Raw genomic sequence first — 18,010 nt, 5'->3', positions numbered from 1 at the left:
TAAAATAAGGAGCTCTTCCGTAGATAAATGGATACAAAGGAAAAAATAAACTGTTCGAATTGTGATGCTGAAAACTTTGCGAATGCAAAATATTGTTCACAATGTGGTCATACTTTGCCGAAACAAAATTTAGAAACGCCTGAATATATAGCTCCACAAAAAGAAAAGAAAAAGACGGGTAATACAAAGAGAATCACTTCTATCGTAGTTGGAGTAATAGCTGCTATTCTAAGTTTCTATTTTGTTCAAAAGCTCTTTAGTCCTTCTGCTTATGATGAAGTATTAGTAAAGGTTTCCAACGAAATTAATAAAACTTGTCCGTTTATGGTCGATCAAGACACGCGGCTAGATAATTCTGTAGTCCTCCCAAACAATACACTTCAGTATAATTATACATTGGTGAATCTAGAAAAATCTGAACTTAATATCGATGAATTTAAAAGCAATATCGAGCCAAATATTATAAATTCTGTGAAAACAAATCCAGATATGGCCGATTTTAGAAAAAATGAAGTGACTTTAAAATACGATTATAAAGATAAAAAAGGCGTATTCTTATTGAATATTAAGGTAACTCCTGATGATTATAAATAATAGCTATAAAGAAACAATTATAATGCAGCGAAAAATTGCAATCCTAAGAGGGATAAATGTTGGAGGAAAGAAAAAAATATTGATGTCGGATTTAAAAGGGATGTTTGAAGCCTTGGAGTTTTCTAATGTCGTTACATACATCCAAAGCGGAAATGTGATTTTCGATTCAAAAGAATCAGCACATACAAAACTAGCGGAACAAATAAGAGATGCTATAAAAAACAAATTTGGATTTGAAGTTCCTGTGGTAATAAGAACTGTAAAAGAATTAAAACAAGCAACAGAGTCAAATCCATATTATACTAGTGATTCAGATATAAATAAACTCCACCTTACTTTTTTAAATGAATCTCCTTCCGAAGAAAATATAAAGGAGACAGAGCGTTATGATTACGCACCAGATTTGTTTACAATTAAGGATAAAGATGTTTTTATTTATTGCGAAGGGAAATACCATCAATCAAAATTATCAAATGCCTTTTTTGAGAAAAAATTAAAAGTTGAAGCAACAACTAGGAACTGGAAAACCGTTTTAAAGTTAGTAGCATTGGGTGGTAATTAGCACTAAAAGCTAGAGATAACAGAAGCTCTATTTCCTACAAATTCAGGAATAATTCATCAAAAAAATAAATAAAAATGTAGATTATTGACTATATTTGAATTCCCCTTAAAATCAAATTCATAGCAATAATGCGCAATATCATACCACTATCTTTATTAATTATTATTCTAATTGGCTGTAAAGAAACTAAGAAAAGTACTCCTTTAAAATTAGATGATGTCTATTTTTCGTCGGCTGATACTTTGGAGTATTCAATTGATAATGAAGGTACATTAATCGGGCAAGATGATCTAAAAAATGCATTTTCTTTAACCTTTTGGAATACGGACACATTGATGTTATGGGGAAATCAACCTCTTAATAAACATTTATATCTTCTAAATTTTAAATCTGGGAAAGCGCATAAGGTAAAAACAACAACGCATGCCACTCAAGAAGATCCTATCTTAGGAAAACTAGAACTTACGGCGATTGAGCCTTCTCTATTTCGAGATAATATAAATCTAGACATCGCTGTTATTCCTAACACAAAGAATATAGATTTTAAACTGATAAATACTCATATCATAACCGATGAGCAAACTAGAAAGGAAATGGATCAACGGTTAAAGACTACTGCAAATCTAGCTTCACTTTCCAATGAACTAAATAAAGCGGCTGTTAATCGGCTTCCAGAAATGCATGTCGCAAAAAACAAACATATTGAGGTAACTATAGCTTCCTACCGCTCTTCGGATGGCTCTACATCGGGACCACGATTTGCAATTTATAATGACCTTGTATATCCATTAACAGGTGCGTGTTCACTACAGAAATTGACCACATATACCATAAACGGTATTCTCTATATTAAAACAGGAACTAGATGTTGTAATTGTGGTGAAGTAGAAGATCTGATTTACAAAATAAACGACAACGAATTATCCCTTGACTATAGCGATAAAAGCAGGTCTATATAACAATACGCCTTTTATTATTAGTCCATAAATCTTCTACTAGAACACTTAAAGCAATTTAAATAAACTTCTGCTTTTGTTTATTTTACGCTAAAATAAAAGAGGAAATACACTTTTAGATTGACCTGCATAGCTTTAAAAATTTTATGCTGACAAAAACTGATTTCATTTGCGTAATTTTGCTTCATGATAAAAGAGATTCAACTCCGTGTTAACCTTACTGAAGAAAAGCAAGAGGATATTTTATTGTATAAAGCATCCAAGCAATTAGGAGTTTCTAAAGAAGAGATTTCAGCAGTAAAAGTATTGCGAAAATCCATAGATGCTCGTAAAAGAGATATTATCTTTAATTATAAAGTAGCGGTTTATTTAGGAGAGAAACCCTCTGATAGTCCTGATTATACTTTCGATTATAAAGATGTTTCCAATGCAAAAGAGGTACACATTATTGGTTTTGGACCTGCTGGAATGTATGCAGCACTTCGATGCATAGAATTAGGCTACAAACCGATAGTTTTAGAACGTGGTAAGAATGTACAAGACAGAAGGCGCGATTTAAAAGCTATAAATCAAGAGCATTTTGTAAATGAGGATTCTAACTATTGTTTTGGAGAAGGCGGCGCTGGAACTTATTCTGACGGGAAATTATATACTAGAAGTTTAAAACGTGGAGATGTAAGAAGGATTTTTGAGAATCTAGTATACCACGGAGCTACAGACCAGATATTAGTAGATGCGCATCCTCATATTGGAACCAATAAACTCCCTAAAATCATTCAGAATATCCGTGAGAATATTATAAAATATGGCGGAGAAGTACATTTTGAAGCCCGAGTTGTAGATTTTATAATCAAAGACAACAAACTAAAAGCTATACAATTACAAAGCGGTAAGGAACTCCCTGTAAATGCTGTTATTTTGGCAACAGGGCATTCTTCTAGAGATATCTACGATCTATTGCACAAGAAAGACATCGCTTTAAAGGCAAAATCTTTTGCCATGGGCGTACGTGTAGAACATCCGCAAGAGATTATCGATAGCATCCAATATCATTGTCCTGGAAAAAGAGATGAATTATTACCAGCTGCGGCATATAGTTTGGTTCATCAAGTTAACGAACGTGGCGTGTATTCTTTCTGTATGTGTCCTGGTGGCTTTATTGTTCCAGCAGCTACTGCCAATGGAGAAGTTGTTGTGAACGGAATGTCTCCTAGCAAAAGAAACAATAGGTTTGCAAACTCTGGAATCGTTGTGGAAATAAACATAGAAAAAGACCTCTTTAAATATGATAAATTCGGTCCTTTAAAAGGGTTAGAATACCAAAAAGACTTAGAAAAATTAGCATTCAATGCTGGAGGAAGGAGTCAAATAGCACCAGCCCAGCGTTTGGTAGATTTTGTAGAAGGTAAAATTTCACCTACTTTAAACGACACTTCATACCAACCGGGATTAAAATCAGCACCACTGCATTCATTATTACCTAAACTTATAGGAAGTAGATTGCGTAAAGGTTTTGCCGCTTTTGGAGATAAAATGCATGGTTATTATACCAACGAAGCTAATATTGTAGGTGTAGAATCTAGAACCTCATCTCCTGTAAATATTCCGAGAAAGGAAGATTTAGAACATCCACAAATTGAAGGTTTATTTCCGTGTGGAGAAGGAGGAGGTTATGCCGGTGGAATTATTTCTGCGGCTATGGATGGAGAACGCTGTGCTGAAGCAGTTATAGCGAAATTTTAAATTTATTGAGATGGCAAAAAAGGGAAAAGCAAAAAACACTGTCAACAAGGCCAAACATACCAAGTTGATGAATCAGAAAATCAATAAACAAAAGAAGCAAAAACTCCAACATAAAGAGCGCCTAAAAGCGATTATTAAAAAGGCGCAAGAAGAGAAATCTCTTCAACTAAAAGACATAAACTCTAAAAATGAATAAAAGTCTCGAAACGATAAAGGCCGAAGTTTACGAACCATGCAATTTTAAATTTTCCGATTTTAAACCTGCATTAGAAAGTAAAGAATATAGTGCTTGTACTTTTAAACTTGATGGCCTAAATATTATCTATAGAGACGGTAAAGTAACTCCTAAAAAGGCTGGGCAATTTGTTACTTTTTGGAAACGAATTGAGAATAAGTCAATAGCACCTTTTCATACAATTGATGAATTTGATTTTTTTGTTGTCACCGTAAAATCAGCAAATGAGATAGGGCAATTTGTATTCCCTAAATCAGTATTAATAAGAAAAGGAATTATTTCTACTGAACATAAAGAAGGAAAAAGAGCTTTTAGAGTCTATCCTCCTTGGGATCGGCCACAGAACAAACAAGCACAAAGAAGTCAGCAATGGCAAACTGATTATTTTTATCCCGTAAATAAAGATACTAATCTTAGTGTCGTAAAAGAGCTTTTTAAAAAATAAAACTCCTATTAATAAAACAGAAAAACATATTGTCCCTGAGCTGCTTCATCCAATTCGATTACAGGAATATGGTGTCGGGATTTTTAATAGTGCCCTCACTAAATCTGCATTAAAAAAGGCTATAAAAAAAGAACTTATTACCGTAAATGGAGTTCTTGCTAGCACAGCAACTTTTATAAAAGGAGGAGAAACTATTAAAATCTCTGTTCCCGAAATAAAAAAAGCGAAGAAAGAACTTATTTTTCCACTTCCTGTATTATATGAAGACGAATACCTAGCAGCTATCCATAAGCCCGCAGGTATTTTAGTAAGCGGAAATAGCTTTAAAACAATCGCGAATGCTTTGCCTCAAAACTTAAAGAAAAGCACGCTTATTGACGCTGCTATTCCTCAGCCTGTACACCGGTTAGACTATCCCACAACTGGTATTTTATTGACTGGAAAAACAAGCAATAGTATTCGTATACTGAACAAACTTTTTGAAGATAAGAAGATTCAAAAAACATATTTTGCTATTACCATTGGTAAAATGGATTCTAAAGGGGTAATTACAGCTACCATAGACGGGAAAAAGTCTAAATCGAAATATAAAGTTCTAAAAACTGTGCCTTCAAAACGATTTGGAAATCTCAATTTGGTGAAACTAAAACCTAAAACGGGACGAAAACACCAGTTACGAATTCACTTGGCCAGTATTGGAAATCCTATTCTGGGAGATAAAGAATATGGAAAAGAAGACTTAATTCTAAATGGAAAGGGCATATATCTCCATGCATATTCTTTAAAATTCACGCATCCTTTTACCCAACAAAAGTTGTGTTTAAAAAACGAGTTACCCGAAAGATTTAGAAAGGTAATTGGATAATGGGTTTTTAGGCCTTTATATCTGAGTTAGCATACTTCAAAATTTATAATTATAACCAAATCGAATTACCTGCGTTTCGTAATAATCGGAGCTAGTATATGAAAAATCATTTCCCTCTATCTCCTTCTTTGTAACCATTGTATTTAATAAATCTGTAGCATTAAAATAAAATTCGCCTTTTCCTTTTTGAACAATCTTTTTTATTCCTGTATCCAAAGAGAATCTACTATCTATAGTTCCTTGAGGAATAATATCGGGAGCAAGATAAATAGCTGTTAATTGTGCTTCGATACTATTTCCTATTTTAAACTTGCCATTTAATTTTATATTTCCCGAATATATATCTTGCTCATCAGCAGTAAAAGAATTCTCTACTGGGTATTGATTTACAACCGTAAAAGCATCTATTTGATTATAATAGCCATTAAGATTTAAATCCAGAGCTATTTTATCATTTAATTCCTGACTTACTACAACTTCAACTCCTGAATTATAACTATTACCTGCATTTTGAGAAATGTTATATATAAGATTGGTATTATCTACAGTAGTAGCAATTCTTGTAATCGTTCCTTCAGAAGCACGATGATATATTGCTCCATAAAAATAACCAGCACTCCAATCCTTTTTATAACCTAACTCAAAGCTATTGGTAAACTGAGGTTGTAAACTAGGATTCCCAACCTTAATTATTTCAGCATCGTCATATTTTGGGAAAATTCTAATATCTACCTCATCAGGACGGTCCACTCTTCGGTTATAAAAAGCAGAAAGCTTGTTACTATCATTAATTTTATATGTTAAACGAGCATTAGGAAATAGTTCTAAATAATCATATCCATCACTTTGGTAAGTATTATGGTTTGGATCTACATCATATTGCAAATCTGCATATTCTAATCGCATTCCTATTTCAGCTTCTAACTTTTTTATTTCATATGTATAATTACCATAAAGTGCAGGAATTATCTCTTTATAAGTAGCCTTTCCATCAGCTCCAGTATCTAATACAGAATTTTCTTCAGATGGATTAAACTGCATATCTGTTGGAATGGTCCTGCTACGAAATTTAAAACCAGTTTCCAATAGACCATGCTTTAATGGTTTTGTGTAGTCTAAAGTAAAATCTGCTACTTTTTGATCAGCAATCAAGAAAAAGGATTCTTCTGTAGTAAATGAAGGCATTGTGTTTTCAAAAAAATACTTTTCATCTTCTCTATCAAAAGTGTAATTAAAAGCGACATCTAATGTGTGTCCTGGCTGTTTAAATTTATGCTCGAAAGCAACAGACCCCATAAAAGCAGTTAACACTTCATCTTCTAAAAATTGCCAAAGTCGAAGGCGCTCATTTGTATAACCATCAAAAAAAGGTTGATCACCATAATCTTTAATTGATTCTTGGCTAAAAAAACCTGACACTGTTAGTGTATTATAATCGTTTATAAACCAATCTACCCCAGCATTGGTTGTGAAAAAATTGGTATTTCTATTTCGCTTGAGCTGTTGGTTAGTAATAGTGCCATCGTCGTAAGTTCTAGTAACAAACTCATTTTTGTTTAAAGTTTCTGTATATAAATTATCTGCTTGCAAGAAGAAATTCACCTTTTCCTTTCTGTAATTAAGTGCTATGGAAGGATTAATCTTGGGAGTCATTTTGTATTGTGGTCGGATTCCTGGGAGATTCTCTTTACGCTCCCAAAGAGCTCCAAGCCCTGTCGACATACCTACTTTACCGCTCCATCCTGTTTCTGATTCTTTTTTTAATATGATATTGATAATCCCCGCATTACCATTAGCGTCATATTTTGCTGAAGGGTTATTAATTATTTCAATTTTTTCTATTGCAGAAGCAGGGAGATTATCAAGTCCGCTCTGATTTCCAAAACCAGTTATCGCGGTTTGCTTACCATCTATCAAAATGACAACTTTACTACTACCCCTAAGCTGTACTTGCCCATCTTGAGTAGTTATTCCTGGAAGATTACTTATCGATTGCAAAACACTTCCTCCACCTTGACTAATATTATCAGCTACTCCGTAAGTTTTTTTATCCATAGCTCCTACAATAGCTTCTTGCTTTGCGGTAAGAACAACTTCGTTTAATTGCTCAATCTGAGCTTCCATTTCTATAACACCAATGTTGATATATTCAGAATTAGCACCAATAAATAGTGGCTCTATGTGTTTTTTGTATCCTGTATATGAAAGTTCCAAAACATAGTCTCCAGATTTTACTTCAGAAAAAGTAAACAATCCATTATCATTAGAAATAGTTCCTTCGATAAGTTTAGTTCCTGTTGGCGATTTTATTTGTACAGTTACAAAAGGGAGTGTTTCTCCTGAAGCTACATCTTTTATACTTCCTGAAACGTTCACTAGGGAATCTTGTGCATTTCCGTAAGCAAAAAACAGAAGCATATAAAATAATATGGCAACCTTGGTTCTTACTCGATAATCGAACTTTAACGTTCTTAGATACTTTATTGTATTGGACATTTGGCGATTGTATTGATATTAATTACTCATACTCACAACACCTTTAAAAGATATTGGAACGACAAACATCAAACAAGAATTAGAAGAAATTTAGAATGCCTAAAACTTTACTGTGAAAATATGATACGAGTCTTTAAAATTATATGTTACATCCCAGTTACTCTTATTAGTAATCTCTTTAATTATAGCAAGCCCTAAGCCACTGCTTACTTTTTTCTGAGAAGTACTTGAAAACCGCTTAAACAACTTATTATTATCTAATTCTTCCGCTCCAGAATTCATAATTTCAATTGTAGAATCATCACTAGTAATAATAATTTCTCCATTTGAAGCAGTGTGTCTAATTGCATTGGAAAGCAGATTATGAATAAGCGTTTCTAATAAAAACGTATTTGTATTAACTATAATAGACTCTTGTATCTTATTTTTAAGAGAAAGCTTCTTTTCATCTATATAATCTTCAAACAACAAAAGTGTATCCTGTATTAAGGCTTTTACATCAAGATCCTTTTTTTCACCATATGAATAATTATCAACCTTGGCTAGTACCAATAGATTTTTATTAATCCTTGATAATCGTGAAAGAGGCCCCTCTATATTATTAAGAATCTGGGATGTGCTTGAGTCTAACCCCTTTTGCTGAAGCAATGAATCAACTTTTGATTTAAGTAGTGCAATAGGTGTTTGCAACTCATGTGAAGCATTTTCAATAAACGACCTCTGTTGTTTATAAAGATCGATATTATGGTTTATCATAACTTCTAAAGTATCGTTAAGAGCTTTAAATTCTTCAATTTTTGTAGACGAAAATTTAATTTCCTTATCATCAGAAACTTTAAAAGTCTGTAACACTCGCAGTGTATTATAAAATGGCTTCCACGTTTTAGCGGCGATATATTTATTTAATAGTATGAATCCAACTATCAGAATTACAAAAAACACCAACGTTATAGAAGCTATGGCAATAAAGGTTTCTTTAGATTCTTCAACATTAGTTTCTATAGTGACAACATATGGCTCGCCGTTTATCACAACATGAGATGTTAAACCACGAAATCTATCTTCCCCATTATCAAAGTCGTATTCATTAGCTCTAATTACTTCGTAAATACTATCTTTAAAAGCAGTACTGTTTATTGATTTCTTTATTGATACTCCAGGCTGAAGCTGCCCCCAAATGTAATTTATCTGCTCCACCTCATCAGTAGTAAAGTTTTTAGACTGAAGCTTTTGTTTAGTATGTTGCAGTGTAAGCCAGTTATTTTCATCCAACTCCGTTGTCCATATATAATCCACCACTAATACGTACACAGGAATACTCACAATTAAAATTATCAAAGCATATATAGCAAATGCTTTTAGAGGCTTGTGAAGTAACTTTGTCATGACTCCCATTTATATCCTGTTCCGTAAATAGTTTTTATATACTCCCCATAAGATTGCTCTTTTAATTTTCGCTTTAGGTTTTTAACATGTGCATAAACAAAATCATGACTATCAAACATATCTGCAAAATCTCCAGAAAGATGTTCTGCTAAAGCTCCTTTAGAAAGCACCTTGTTTTTATTTCCTATAAAGAAAAGCAGTAAATCATATTCCTTTTTTGTTAGATTAACATTGGAATTATTTACAGCTACTGTTTTAGCATTTAAATCGACCGTTAACTCATTTTGCATAATTAAATTGCTACTGTCAAATTGCTGCCTCCGAATTAAAGATTCAATTCTTGCAGCTAATTCTGCTAAGTGAAAGGGTTTAGCAAGGTAATCGTCGGCTCCTAGTTTTAAACCCTTTATCTTATCATCTGTAGAGTTTTTAGCAGAAATAATAATAACGCCATCTTGCTTATTTATTTTCTTAAGTGTTTCTAAGATTGTTAATCCGTTACCATCTGGTAACATTATATCTAATAAAATACAATCGTAATTATAATCATGAATTCTCTGTATAGCAGATGGACAATCTGACACCCATTCGCACAGGTACTGCTCTCCAGTTAGATAATTAATTATATCTTCTGCTAGTTCAACTTCATCCTCTATTATTAGAATTTTCATGACAGCTAATAAACGTGTTAATTTAGAAGAAATTTTGAACTTTTAATATAATTCTCTTTCTTCTTTTGTAAACTCCCTCATTCTACAGCTGTTTTTCATTGATAAAATCACGTTTAGGAAAGTAAGAAACACAAAAAACCCGAATACTCATAATAAATATTCGGGTTTTAAACTTCTAAAAGTTTCTTTTATAAATCGAAACCTAAATTAACACCTAGCTTAAGGGCTATTAATTTATTAATACGTGTTTTCACTTCTGGAATTTTAACGCTTTCTAGTACGTTATTTGCAAAAGCATACATCATTAATGCACGTGCTTCTTTTTTAGGAATTCCACGAGATTGTAGGTAAAATAGAGCTTCATCATCCAATTGTCCGATAGTACAACCGTGTGAGCATTTTACATCATCAGCAAAAATCTCTAATTGTGGCTTTGCATTGATAGTTGCTTTTTCATCAATTAGGATATTATTACTCTGTTGGAAACCATTGGTTTTCTGAGCCTCTTTCTCTACAATAATACGACCGTTAAAAACACCCGTACTTTTATCAGCATAAATCCCTTTATAATCTTGGTGACTCTCACAATTTGGCGTTGCATGATGCACAAGCGTACTGTGATCTACATGCTGCTTATCTTGAGTAATAGTAATTCCTTTTAACGTAGAATTTATATATTCTCCATTATGTAGGAACTGTAAATTATTACGTGTTATTTTCCCTCCAAAAGAAAAAGTATGCACAGAAGCATGACTATTTTTTTGCTGAGAAATATAAGTATTATCGATCAATGAAGCATTTTCATTATCATTCTGAATCTTATAATAATCTACAATACCACGCTTATGAGTGTATATTTCTGTAACAGAATTTGTAAGCACAGGATTGTCTGTTAAACTCTGGTGACGTTCTATAATCTGAACATGAGCATTCTCTCCAACAACAACCAAACTACGTGGCTGTAACATAATAGAAGACTCTTTTCCTGTAGCCAAATGAATAATCTGAATCGGTTTATCTACAACCTTTCCTTTAGGTATATTTATAAAAGCACCTTCACGAGAAAAAGCTGTATTCAGCGCTGTTAGACTTTCATCCTTTTTTGCAATCTTATTAAAGTAATTCTCAATAATAAGTCTGTACTTAGGCTTTGTAAGCGCAGAACTCATTAAACAAGCATCTAAACCTTCATGCGATGTTTGTGATAAATGAGAACTATAGATACCATCTATAAATACAATCTTATAGCTATCTATATCATGTATAAAATATTTCTTTACATCTTTAAATTCTAAAGCTGACTCTTCCTTAGGAAACACACTATAGTCATTCTTCAATAATGTATTTAGCGAGGTATACTTCCAAGCTTCATCCTTTTTTGAAGGGAATCCTTTTTCCTCAAAGACCTTTATTGCTTCCGTACGAATATCGTGTACTGGATGATGAACATCCACACGATTTTCAAAAGCCATAAACGATGATATTAATTTATCTTTTAATTCCATTTTGTATGTGTTTCTAGTTTTCTGTTTCTGGTTTGATGTTTATACAAACCCCATTTCCAGAAACTAACTACTCCTTATATTTTATTCCTTTGTAATCTTTCTTGTTGAGGTAACTTATAAAAGCTGAAATTCTTTTGCTCAAGTTAACATAACTTACAGTCAAATCATTCAATCGATCTTCATCAATATATTCTGAATCATATGCCCTGTAAAGTTGTGATCTTACCTCTCCAGCAGAACCTTTTGCTATCGACAAAAATTGTCTAAACTCTAAATTTCCGCTCCTTTCAAACCCTTCAGCAATATTATCCATTACAGATCCAGATGAAGCCTTTATTTGATCCCTAAATCTAAAGTCATTATTTAAATCGGTTGTTTTTACAATTTGTAAGATTTCCTTAGCAAGTCTTCTAGCTTCTTGCCAAATTTCTAAATCTTCAAACTGTTTAACTGTACCCATTCCATTTCCATAAACTTCAAACTAGAAACCTCAAACTATAATGCTTATACCGCTACTTCCTGCTTAATCCAGTCGTATCCTTTTTCCTCTAGCTCTAATGCTAATTCTTTTCCACCAGATTTTACAATTCTACCGTTTAATAAAACGTGAACATAGTCTGGAACGATATATTCTAATAATCGTTGGTAGTGAGTAATTACTACTACAGCGTTGTCTTTACTTTTCAATCTATTAACACCATCAGAAACAATACGTAAAGCATCGATATCCAACCCTGAATCTGTCTCATCCAAAATAGCTAATTTAGGCTCTAACATTGCCATTTGGAAAATCTCATTACGCTTTTTCTCTCCCCCAGAAAACCCTTGGTTTAAAGAACGAGAAAGAAATTTACGGTCGATTTCTAATAATTCAGATTTCTCACGAATTTTTTGCAGCATATCTTTTGCTGGCATATCTTCTAATCCTTGCGCTCTACGTGTTTCGTTAATTGCAGTTTTCATGAAGTTAGTAACAGAAACTCCAGGGATTTCTACTGGATATTGGAACGATAAGAAAATACCCTTATGAGCTCTATCTTCTGGTGCCAATTCTGCAATATCTTCATTTAAGAAACTAATCTTTCCTTCTGTAACTTCAAAGTTTTCATTACCAGCAATTACAGACGATAATGTACTTTTTCCAGAACCATTAGGTCCCATTATAGCATGAACTTCTCCTGGTTTCACCTCTAGGTTAATTCCTCTTAAAATTTCTTTATCTTCTACGCTAGCGTGTAAATTTTCAATCTTTAACATATACTTCTAATTATGCTGTTATCTTGTTATCAAGTTATGCTGTTACCGAGTTTGCGTTAAAAATAAATTCCCAAACTCAATACCTTATTATATTTATCCTACGGAACCTTCTAAAGAAATTTCCAGTAATTTTTGAGCTTCAACGGCGAATTCCATCGGAAGTTTATTTAAAACCTCTTTACTAAATCCGTTTACAATCAATGCAATTGCTTTCTCTGTATCAATCCCACGTTGGTTACAATAGAAAATTTGGTCTTCTCCAATTTTACTAGTTGTAGCCTCATGCTCTATTTGAGCCGTTTTATTTTTAGTTTCGATATATGGGAACGTATGTGCTCCACACTCATTCCCCATTAATAGAGAATCACATTGAGAGAAATTACGAGCATTGTCTGCTCTACTATTTATCTGAACTAAACCACGATAACTATTTTGAGATTTCCCTGCGGAAATACCTTTAGAAATAATCGTACTTCTAGTGTTTTTTCCTAAGTGAATCATTTTCGTTCCTGTATCTGCTTGCTGATAATTATTAGTTACCGCAATAGAATAAAATTCTCCAACAGAATTATCTCCTTTTAAAATACAAGAAGGATATTTCCAAGTTACTGCAGATCCAGTTTCTACTTGTGTCCAGCTAATTTTAGCATTTTTCTCACACAATCCTCTTTTGGTAACGAAGTTAAAAACTCCTCCTTTACCATCTTTATTTCCAGGATACCAGTTCTGTACAGTAGAATATTTTATTTCAGCATCATCCAAAGCAATCAATTCTACCACTGCAGCATGCAATTGATTCTCATCTCTTGTTGGCGCTGTACATCCTTCTAAGTAACTTACGTAACTCCCTTCGTCTGCAATAACCAACGTACGCTCAAACTGACCAGTTCCTGCTTGATTAATACGGAAATATGTAGACAATTCCATTGGGCAACGAACCCCTTTAGGTATATAACAGAAAGAACCGTCAGAGAAAACTGCCGAATTCAATGCTGCATAAAAATTGTCTTTCTCAGGAACTACAGTTCCAATATATTTTTTTACTAATTCTGGGTGCTCTTGAATAGCTTCAGAAATAGAGCAGAATATAATTCCTTTTTCTCCTAAAGTCTTTTTGAAAGTCGTTGCTACAGAAACAGAATCCATTACGATATCTACTGCAACACCAGCTAGCTTTTTCTGTTCATCTACAGAAATACCTAACTTTTTAAACGTGTCTAGTAATTCTGGATCTACCTCATCTAAACTATCGTATTTCGGCTTTTTCATAGGTGCCGAATAATAAGAAATAGCTTGGAAATCTGGTTTCTCGTAAGTAACATTTGCCCATTCAGGTTCGTCCATTTTCGTCCAAGCTCTGTAAGCTTCTAGACGCCATTCGGTCATCCATTCTGGCTCATTCTTCTTTGCTGAAATTGCTCGAACGATATCCTCGTTTAATCCAATAGGAAAAGTATCCGATTCAATATCGGTATAAAATCCATACTCATATTCCTTCGTCTCGAGCTCTTTTTTTAATTCTTCTTCGGTATATGCCATACTTTTATTCTAAGTAAATAAGAAAACAGTTAAAAAGTTAAGGAGTTTTATTAGCGCCTTTTAATGTACTTAATGTAATTAGAAAGTTGCTTTGATATTACTATAACTTCACTTCTTAACGACAACCATTTATCTTCATTTATATAATTTGTCTCTTTTAAAATGTTTAATATATTTCTCACTTCTCCAGAGGAGCCTTTAGAAAAATATAAAAACCGTATCAATTCTTTATCCGTCTCTCTTTCAAATCCCTCCGCGATATTATTGGAAATAGAAAGAGTTGCCCGTTTTAATTGGTCTTTAATAGAAAACTCTTTTTCGAGTTGCTTTTCATTCAATAAGTCAAAAATATTAATCGTAAAAAGTAGGGTCAATTTATAAACTTCTAAATCTTCAAAAGTTGTACTCCCCATATTTTATTACATTAACTTTTTACTTTTTTAACTCTTTAACTTTATAATTCTACAACGAAAAACTCTCCCCACAACCGCAGGTTCTTTGAGCATTCGGATTGTTAAAAACAAAACCTTTACCATTTAAACCGCCAGAATATTCTAAGACGGTTCCGATAAGATACAGGAAGCTTTTCTTGTCCACAACAATCTTTACATCATTGTCTTCAAACATTTTATCTTCGTCTGCTTTGCTTTTATCGAATTTCAAATCGTATGACAAGCCACTACAACCTCCACTCTTCACACCTACGCGCACAAAATCCTGAGCTACATCAAAACCACCGTCCGACATTAACTCAGAAATTTTCTTTTTCGCTGTTTCAGAAACTTTTATCATAATAAAATTGTTATTTCTAAATAGTTTACAAAAATATGATATTCGTCACGATTTACCATACTTATTGCATTATTATATTATATCCTTTCATAGAGATTTGTTATGATTTTTAGTAATTCCTTACATTTTCTCTAAGAAGCTTTTTTAATAGTAATAATTGCAATCACTTTCACCCTCTTACTGAACAGCACAAACAGGCTTTCATCTCCACACAGTAGCAGTCTCAATGAGATTAGCAGATAACGTATGCGAGCTTTAAATTCCATTTAAAAACAAAAAAGAATATGAGTATAAAAGCTATGTTTTTACGGTTAATTACTACACAAAAACAGCTCCCCTATATTTTGTTTTCTTATAATTTAAGTAGTTCTCAAATTTAATCAATTTTATTATCAAAAAAGACTTCATTTCTTTCTTAATATGCATTTAACTTTTCAGCTGAAAAAAATTAAAAACTCACGAGTTTGGGGTACTATTTTTAAAACCTATGAAAACAAAATCAAACCAGAAAAAAACCTAAACTTTCACCCTTCAACTTTTTAACTAACCAAAACATCAAAACTTAAGCTTAGTAGTAGTTTATTTTTTTACTTTATAAACCTTCAACTTTAACTATCTTTGCATCATGATAGAAGACAAAAACCCAAAGCGCACATCGATATCTGAATTAGGAGAATTTGGTTTAATAGACCATTTAACCAAGAATTTTGATATTAACCAATTAAGCACCGTTCGAGGAATTGGTGATGATGCTGCTGTAATTGATTTTAAAGACAAGAAAGCAGTTATTACTACCGATCTTTTGGTGGAAAATGTGCATTTTGACCTTAGCTACATGCCCCTAAAACACTTAGGGTATAAAGCTGTTATGGTCAACCTATCTGATGTGTATGCAATGAACGCAAAGGCTACACATATTACCGTTTCTATCGCTGTTTCTAATCGCTTCCCATTAGAAGCTTTAGAAGAATTATATGCAGGAATAAAACTAGCTTGCGACGCTTACAAAGTAGATCTTATTGGTGGTGACACTACTTCTTCTAATAAAGGACTCTTAATTACGGTTACTGCAATTGGAGAAGCCGATGAAGAAGATATAGTTTACAGAGATACAGCTAAAGCTAACGATTTATTGGTAGTTTCTGGAGACATAGGAGCTGCTTACCTCGGACTCCAAATATTGGAAAGAGAGAAAGAAGTTTTTAAGGTAAATCCTCAGAATCAGCCGGATTTAGATCCATATACATATATTATCGAACGTCAGCTAAAGCCTGAAGCTCGAAAAGACATCCCTGAATTATTAAAAAAATTGGAGGTTAAACCAACTTCTATGATTGATATCAGCGACGGACTTTCTTCAGAGATTATTCATTTGTGCAAGCAGTCTAAAGTAGGTTGTAATCTATATGAGGACAAAATCCCATTAGACCCACAAGTAATTTCTACTTCAGAAGAATTCAATATTAGCAGTACAACTGTTGCTCTTAGTGGCGGTGAAGATTATGAATTATTATTCACAATTTCTCAAGAAGATTTCCCAAAAATTAAAGCAAATCCACATCTATCGATAATTGGTCATATGACACAAGAAAGTGAAGGAATGCATTTAATTACTCGTGGAAACACAAAAATACCTCTTAAAGCAAGAGGATGGAATTCATTTGAGGATAATGAAGAAGAGAACGAATAACACAATTGTGTGAAATTCGGAAATTACAGGCCGTAAAATCCCTATACATAATCCAAAATTGGAATATGCAGCAGTTCTTATTGAGTGTTTTAGAAATTAAGCAACTGTATGCGCAGCCCTTCTCTTTTTATAAAATCTAGCAAGGGTTTCATTGATTTCCTTCAACTCTGGAGTTAAGATATCCAGGTGTCCAGTTTCGTTTGTTGTGAGCTCACATTTACATGTTTTACATTGATATTCTGTAATGTGAGAAGTTACTTTTTTCGACACTCTATATCGATGTCCAAACATCGAGCACAGTGCTTTTTTTACTGTAGAATTTGAGGTTTTCATTAGATATGTAAATTTTGGGTATCGTGAACTTATACATTATTTACCTAATAATCAAATTTTTCGCAAAAATTCATTGATATTATCGATGAATTGCGATTTGTTTTCAATAAAACTCATGTGTCCATCAGGAAATTCAACTACTTTCACATCAGCTTCTTGTGTTTGACTTACTAAAGAATCGTAATTTAACACAGGGTCTCTTTTACCGATAATCATCATTTTAGCAAAGGGAGTAAAATGGAGTAAAACTTCTCTATCGTTTCTAATTTTCATCCCTTCTAATGCAGCTACAATTCCCTGCAAAGGAGTATTCAATGCTTCCTTTTTAAGCGCCTTTATTTCTTCAGCAAAAAGCTTTCTATTTTTAGGCCTAAATAGGTTAGCAATCCCCATCCGAACAAAACTCTTATGATTATGCTTTACCATTTCTATGGCACGATTTCTATTTTTTTTCTTTTCTTCAGAATCTGCGCTTGTTGTAGAATTCACCAAAACCAATCCCTTTACATCATCTGGATAAGCTTCAGCAAAAGCCAAAGCAACATAACCCCCCATAGAATGACCAATTAAAGAAACTCGCCTTAGTTTTAAATGATCTAAGACAGCCTTTACCGTTTCTGCCATCATTTCCATGGTATGCACATAACCCAAGCAACCCGTTTTACCATGCCCAAGTAAATCGATCGTAATTACACGATTTCGCTTAGACAGCACTTCCCTTAAAGGATTCCAAATTGTGGCATTTTCTAAGAAACCATGAAGCAAAACTACAGCTGAGCCTTTGCCTTCATCTTCAAAAAAAATAGCTGTGCCTTTATAATTTAGCGTCATTTATGAGTCATTATATAAAAACAAAACTGCCAAGTTGAGCGCAATCAATAATTTATTTGACCGCGCCCAATGTGACAGGATTATCGTGAATTTGAATGTTCCTATATGTA

Annotated in this window: 19 protein-coding genes; 8 read left to right on the top strand and 11 right to left on the bottom strand. The window is 33.2% G+C overall.

The genetic code is table 11. The annotated features are described in order from the left end of the window. The first annotated feature begins 27 nt into the window (after positions 1-27). The 7 genes from JM658_RS02600 to JM658_RS02570 all read left to right on the top strand — a co-directional run bounded on the left by JM658_RS02600 (position 28) and on the right by JM658_RS02570 (position 5,400). Positions 28-594: a zinc ribbon domain-containing protein gene (locus JM658_RS02600; protein ID WP_236957665.1), complete on the top strand. Its 567-nt coding sequence runs from the start codon at positions 28-30 to the stop codon at positions 592-594. A 22-nt stretch (positions 595-616) separates the two neighbouring features. After that, complete coding sequence (locus JM658_RS02595; RefSeq protein WP_236957664.1) at positions 617-1,156, top strand: DUF1697 domain-containing protein; 540 nt, start codon at positions 617-619, stop codon at positions 1,154-1,156. Positions 1,157-1,284: 128 nt separating this feature from the next. Next, the gene (locus tag JM658_RS02590; protein WP_236957663.1) at positions 1,285-2,115 is read left to right on the top strand and encodes a hypothetical protein; all 831 of its coding nucleotides are present in this window, start codon (positions 1,285-1,287) and stop codon (positions 2,113-2,115) included. A gap of 183 nt (positions 2,116-2,298) precedes the next feature. Beyond that, positions 2,299-3,855 carry an NAD(P)/FAD-dependent oxidoreductase gene (locus tag JM658_RS02585; protein WP_236957662.1) on the top strand — a complete coding sequence of 519 codons (1,557 nt, stop codon included), beginning with the start codon at positions 2,299-2,301 and terminating at the stop codon, positions 3,853-3,855. A 10-nt stretch (positions 3,856-3,865) separates the two neighbouring features. Next, positions 3,866-4,051 (top strand): hypothetical protein, encoded by a 186-nt coding sequence (locus tag JM658_RS02580; protein WP_236957661.1) that lies wholly within the window; start codon positions 3,866-3,868, stop codon positions 4,049-4,051. Next, positions 4,044-4,535 (top strand): MepB family protein, encoded by a 492-nt coding sequence (locus JM658_RS02575; protein WP_236957660.1) that lies wholly within the window; start codon positions 4,044-4,046, stop codon positions 4,533-4,535. The genes JM658_RS02580 and JM658_RS02575 overlap by 8 nt, the downstream gene beginning before the upstream one ends. 7 nt (positions 4,536-4,542) lie before the next feature. Next, entirely contained in the window at positions 4,543-5,400 is an 858-nt protein-coding gene (locus JM658_RS02570; protein ID WP_317207853.1) for an RluA family pseudouridine synthase, read from the top strand. 36 nt (positions 5,401-5,436) lie between these two features. Here JM658_RS02570 and JM658_RS02565 read toward each other — a convergent pair whose 3' ends face one another. The 9 genes from JM658_RS02565 to JM658_RS02525 form a co-directional block, all read right to left on the bottom strand. After that, positions 5,437-7,896, bottom strand: a complete 2,460-nt coding sequence (locus JM658_RS02565) for an outer membrane beta-barrel family protein (protein WP_236957659.1) — start codon at positions 7,894-7,896, stop codon at positions 5,437-5,439. A gap of 99 nt (positions 7,897-7,995) precedes the next feature. Further along, on the bottom strand, positions 7,996-9,282 hold the full coding sequence (locus JM658_RS02560) for a sensor histidine kinase (protein ID WP_236957658.1): 1,287 nt from the start codon (positions 9,280-9,282) through the stop codon (positions 7,996-7,998). Beyond that, on the bottom strand, positions 9,279-9,953 hold the full coding sequence (locus JM658_RS02555; RefSeq protein ID WP_236957657.1) for a response regulator transcription factor: 675 nt from the start codon (positions 9,951-9,953) through the stop codon (positions 9,279-9,281). The genes JM658_RS02560 and JM658_RS02555 overlap by 4 nt, the downstream gene beginning before the upstream one ends. 188 nt (positions 9,954-10,141) lie before the next feature. Then, positions 10,142-11,458, bottom strand: coding sequence for a Fe-S cluster assembly protein SufD (gene sufD / locus JM658_RS02550; protein WP_236957656.1), 1,317 nt, complete (start codon positions 11,456-11,458; stop codon positions 10,142-10,144). Positions 11,459-11,525: 67 nt separating this feature from the next. Next, the gene (locus JM658_RS02545; RefSeq protein ID WP_236957655.1) at positions 11,526-11,918 is read right to left on the bottom strand and encodes a four helix bundle protein; all 393 of its coding nucleotides are present in this window, start codon (positions 11,916-11,918) and stop codon (positions 11,526-11,528) included. Positions 11,919-11,962: 44 nt separating this feature from the next. Then, the gene (sufC, locus tag JM658_RS02540; protein WP_236957654.1) at positions 11,963-12,715 is read right to left on the bottom strand and encodes a Fe-S cluster assembly ATPase SufC; all 753 of its coding nucleotides are present in this window, start codon (positions 12,713-12,715) and stop codon (positions 11,963-11,965) included. A gap of 93 nt (positions 12,716-12,808) precedes the next feature. Continuing rightward, positions 12,809-14,254 (bottom strand): Fe-S cluster assembly protein SufB, encoded by a 1,446-nt coding sequence (sufB, locus tag JM658_RS02535; RefSeq protein WP_236957653.1) that lies wholly within the window; start codon positions 14,252-14,254, stop codon positions 12,809-12,811. A 50-nt stretch (positions 14,255-14,304) separates the two neighbouring features. Further along, positions 14,305-14,667, bottom strand: coding sequence for a four helix bundle protein (locus tag JM658_RS02530; RefSeq protein WP_236957652.1), 363 nt, complete (start codon positions 14,665-14,667; stop codon positions 14,305-14,307). 49 nt (positions 14,668-14,716) lie between these two features. Further along, the gene (locus JM658_RS02525) at positions 14,717-15,046 is read right to left on the bottom strand and encodes a HesB/IscA family protein (protein ID WP_236957651.1); all 330 of its coding nucleotides are present in this window, start codon (positions 15,044-15,046) and stop codon (positions 14,717-14,719) included. Positions 15,047-15,671: 625 nt separating this feature from the next. Here JM658_RS02525 and thiL point away from each other — a divergent pair. Further along, entirely contained in the window at positions 15,672-16,736 is a 1,065-nt protein-coding gene (thiL, locus tag JM658_RS02520; RefSeq protein ID WP_236957650.1) for a thiamine-phosphate kinase, read from the top strand. A gap of 96 nt (positions 16,737-16,832) precedes the next feature. On the opposite strand, the gene JM658_RS02515 is transcribed toward thiL, so the two are convergent. Beyond that, on the bottom strand, positions 16,833-17,069 hold the full coding sequence (locus tag JM658_RS02515) for a hypothetical protein (RefSeq protein WP_236957649.1): 237 nt from the start codon (positions 17,067-17,069) through the stop codon (positions 16,833-16,835). 51 nt (positions 17,070-17,120) lie between these two features. Beyond that, positions 17,121-17,900 (bottom strand): alpha/beta fold hydrolase, encoded by a 780-nt coding sequence (locus JM658_RS02510; RefSeq protein ID WP_236957648.1) that lies wholly within the window; start codon positions 17,898-17,900, stop codon positions 17,121-17,123. Between the last annotated feature and the right edge of the window lie 110 nt (positions 17,901-18,010).

The organism is Joostella atrarenae (genome assembly GCF_021764745.1).
Lineage (GTDB): Bacteria > Bacteroidota > Bacteroidia > Flavobacteriales > Flavobacteriaceae > Galbibacter > Galbibacter atrarenae.
The sequence above is the reverse complement of the archived record's forward strand: the minus strand, read 5'-3'. Positions and strand labels throughout refer to the sequence as shown.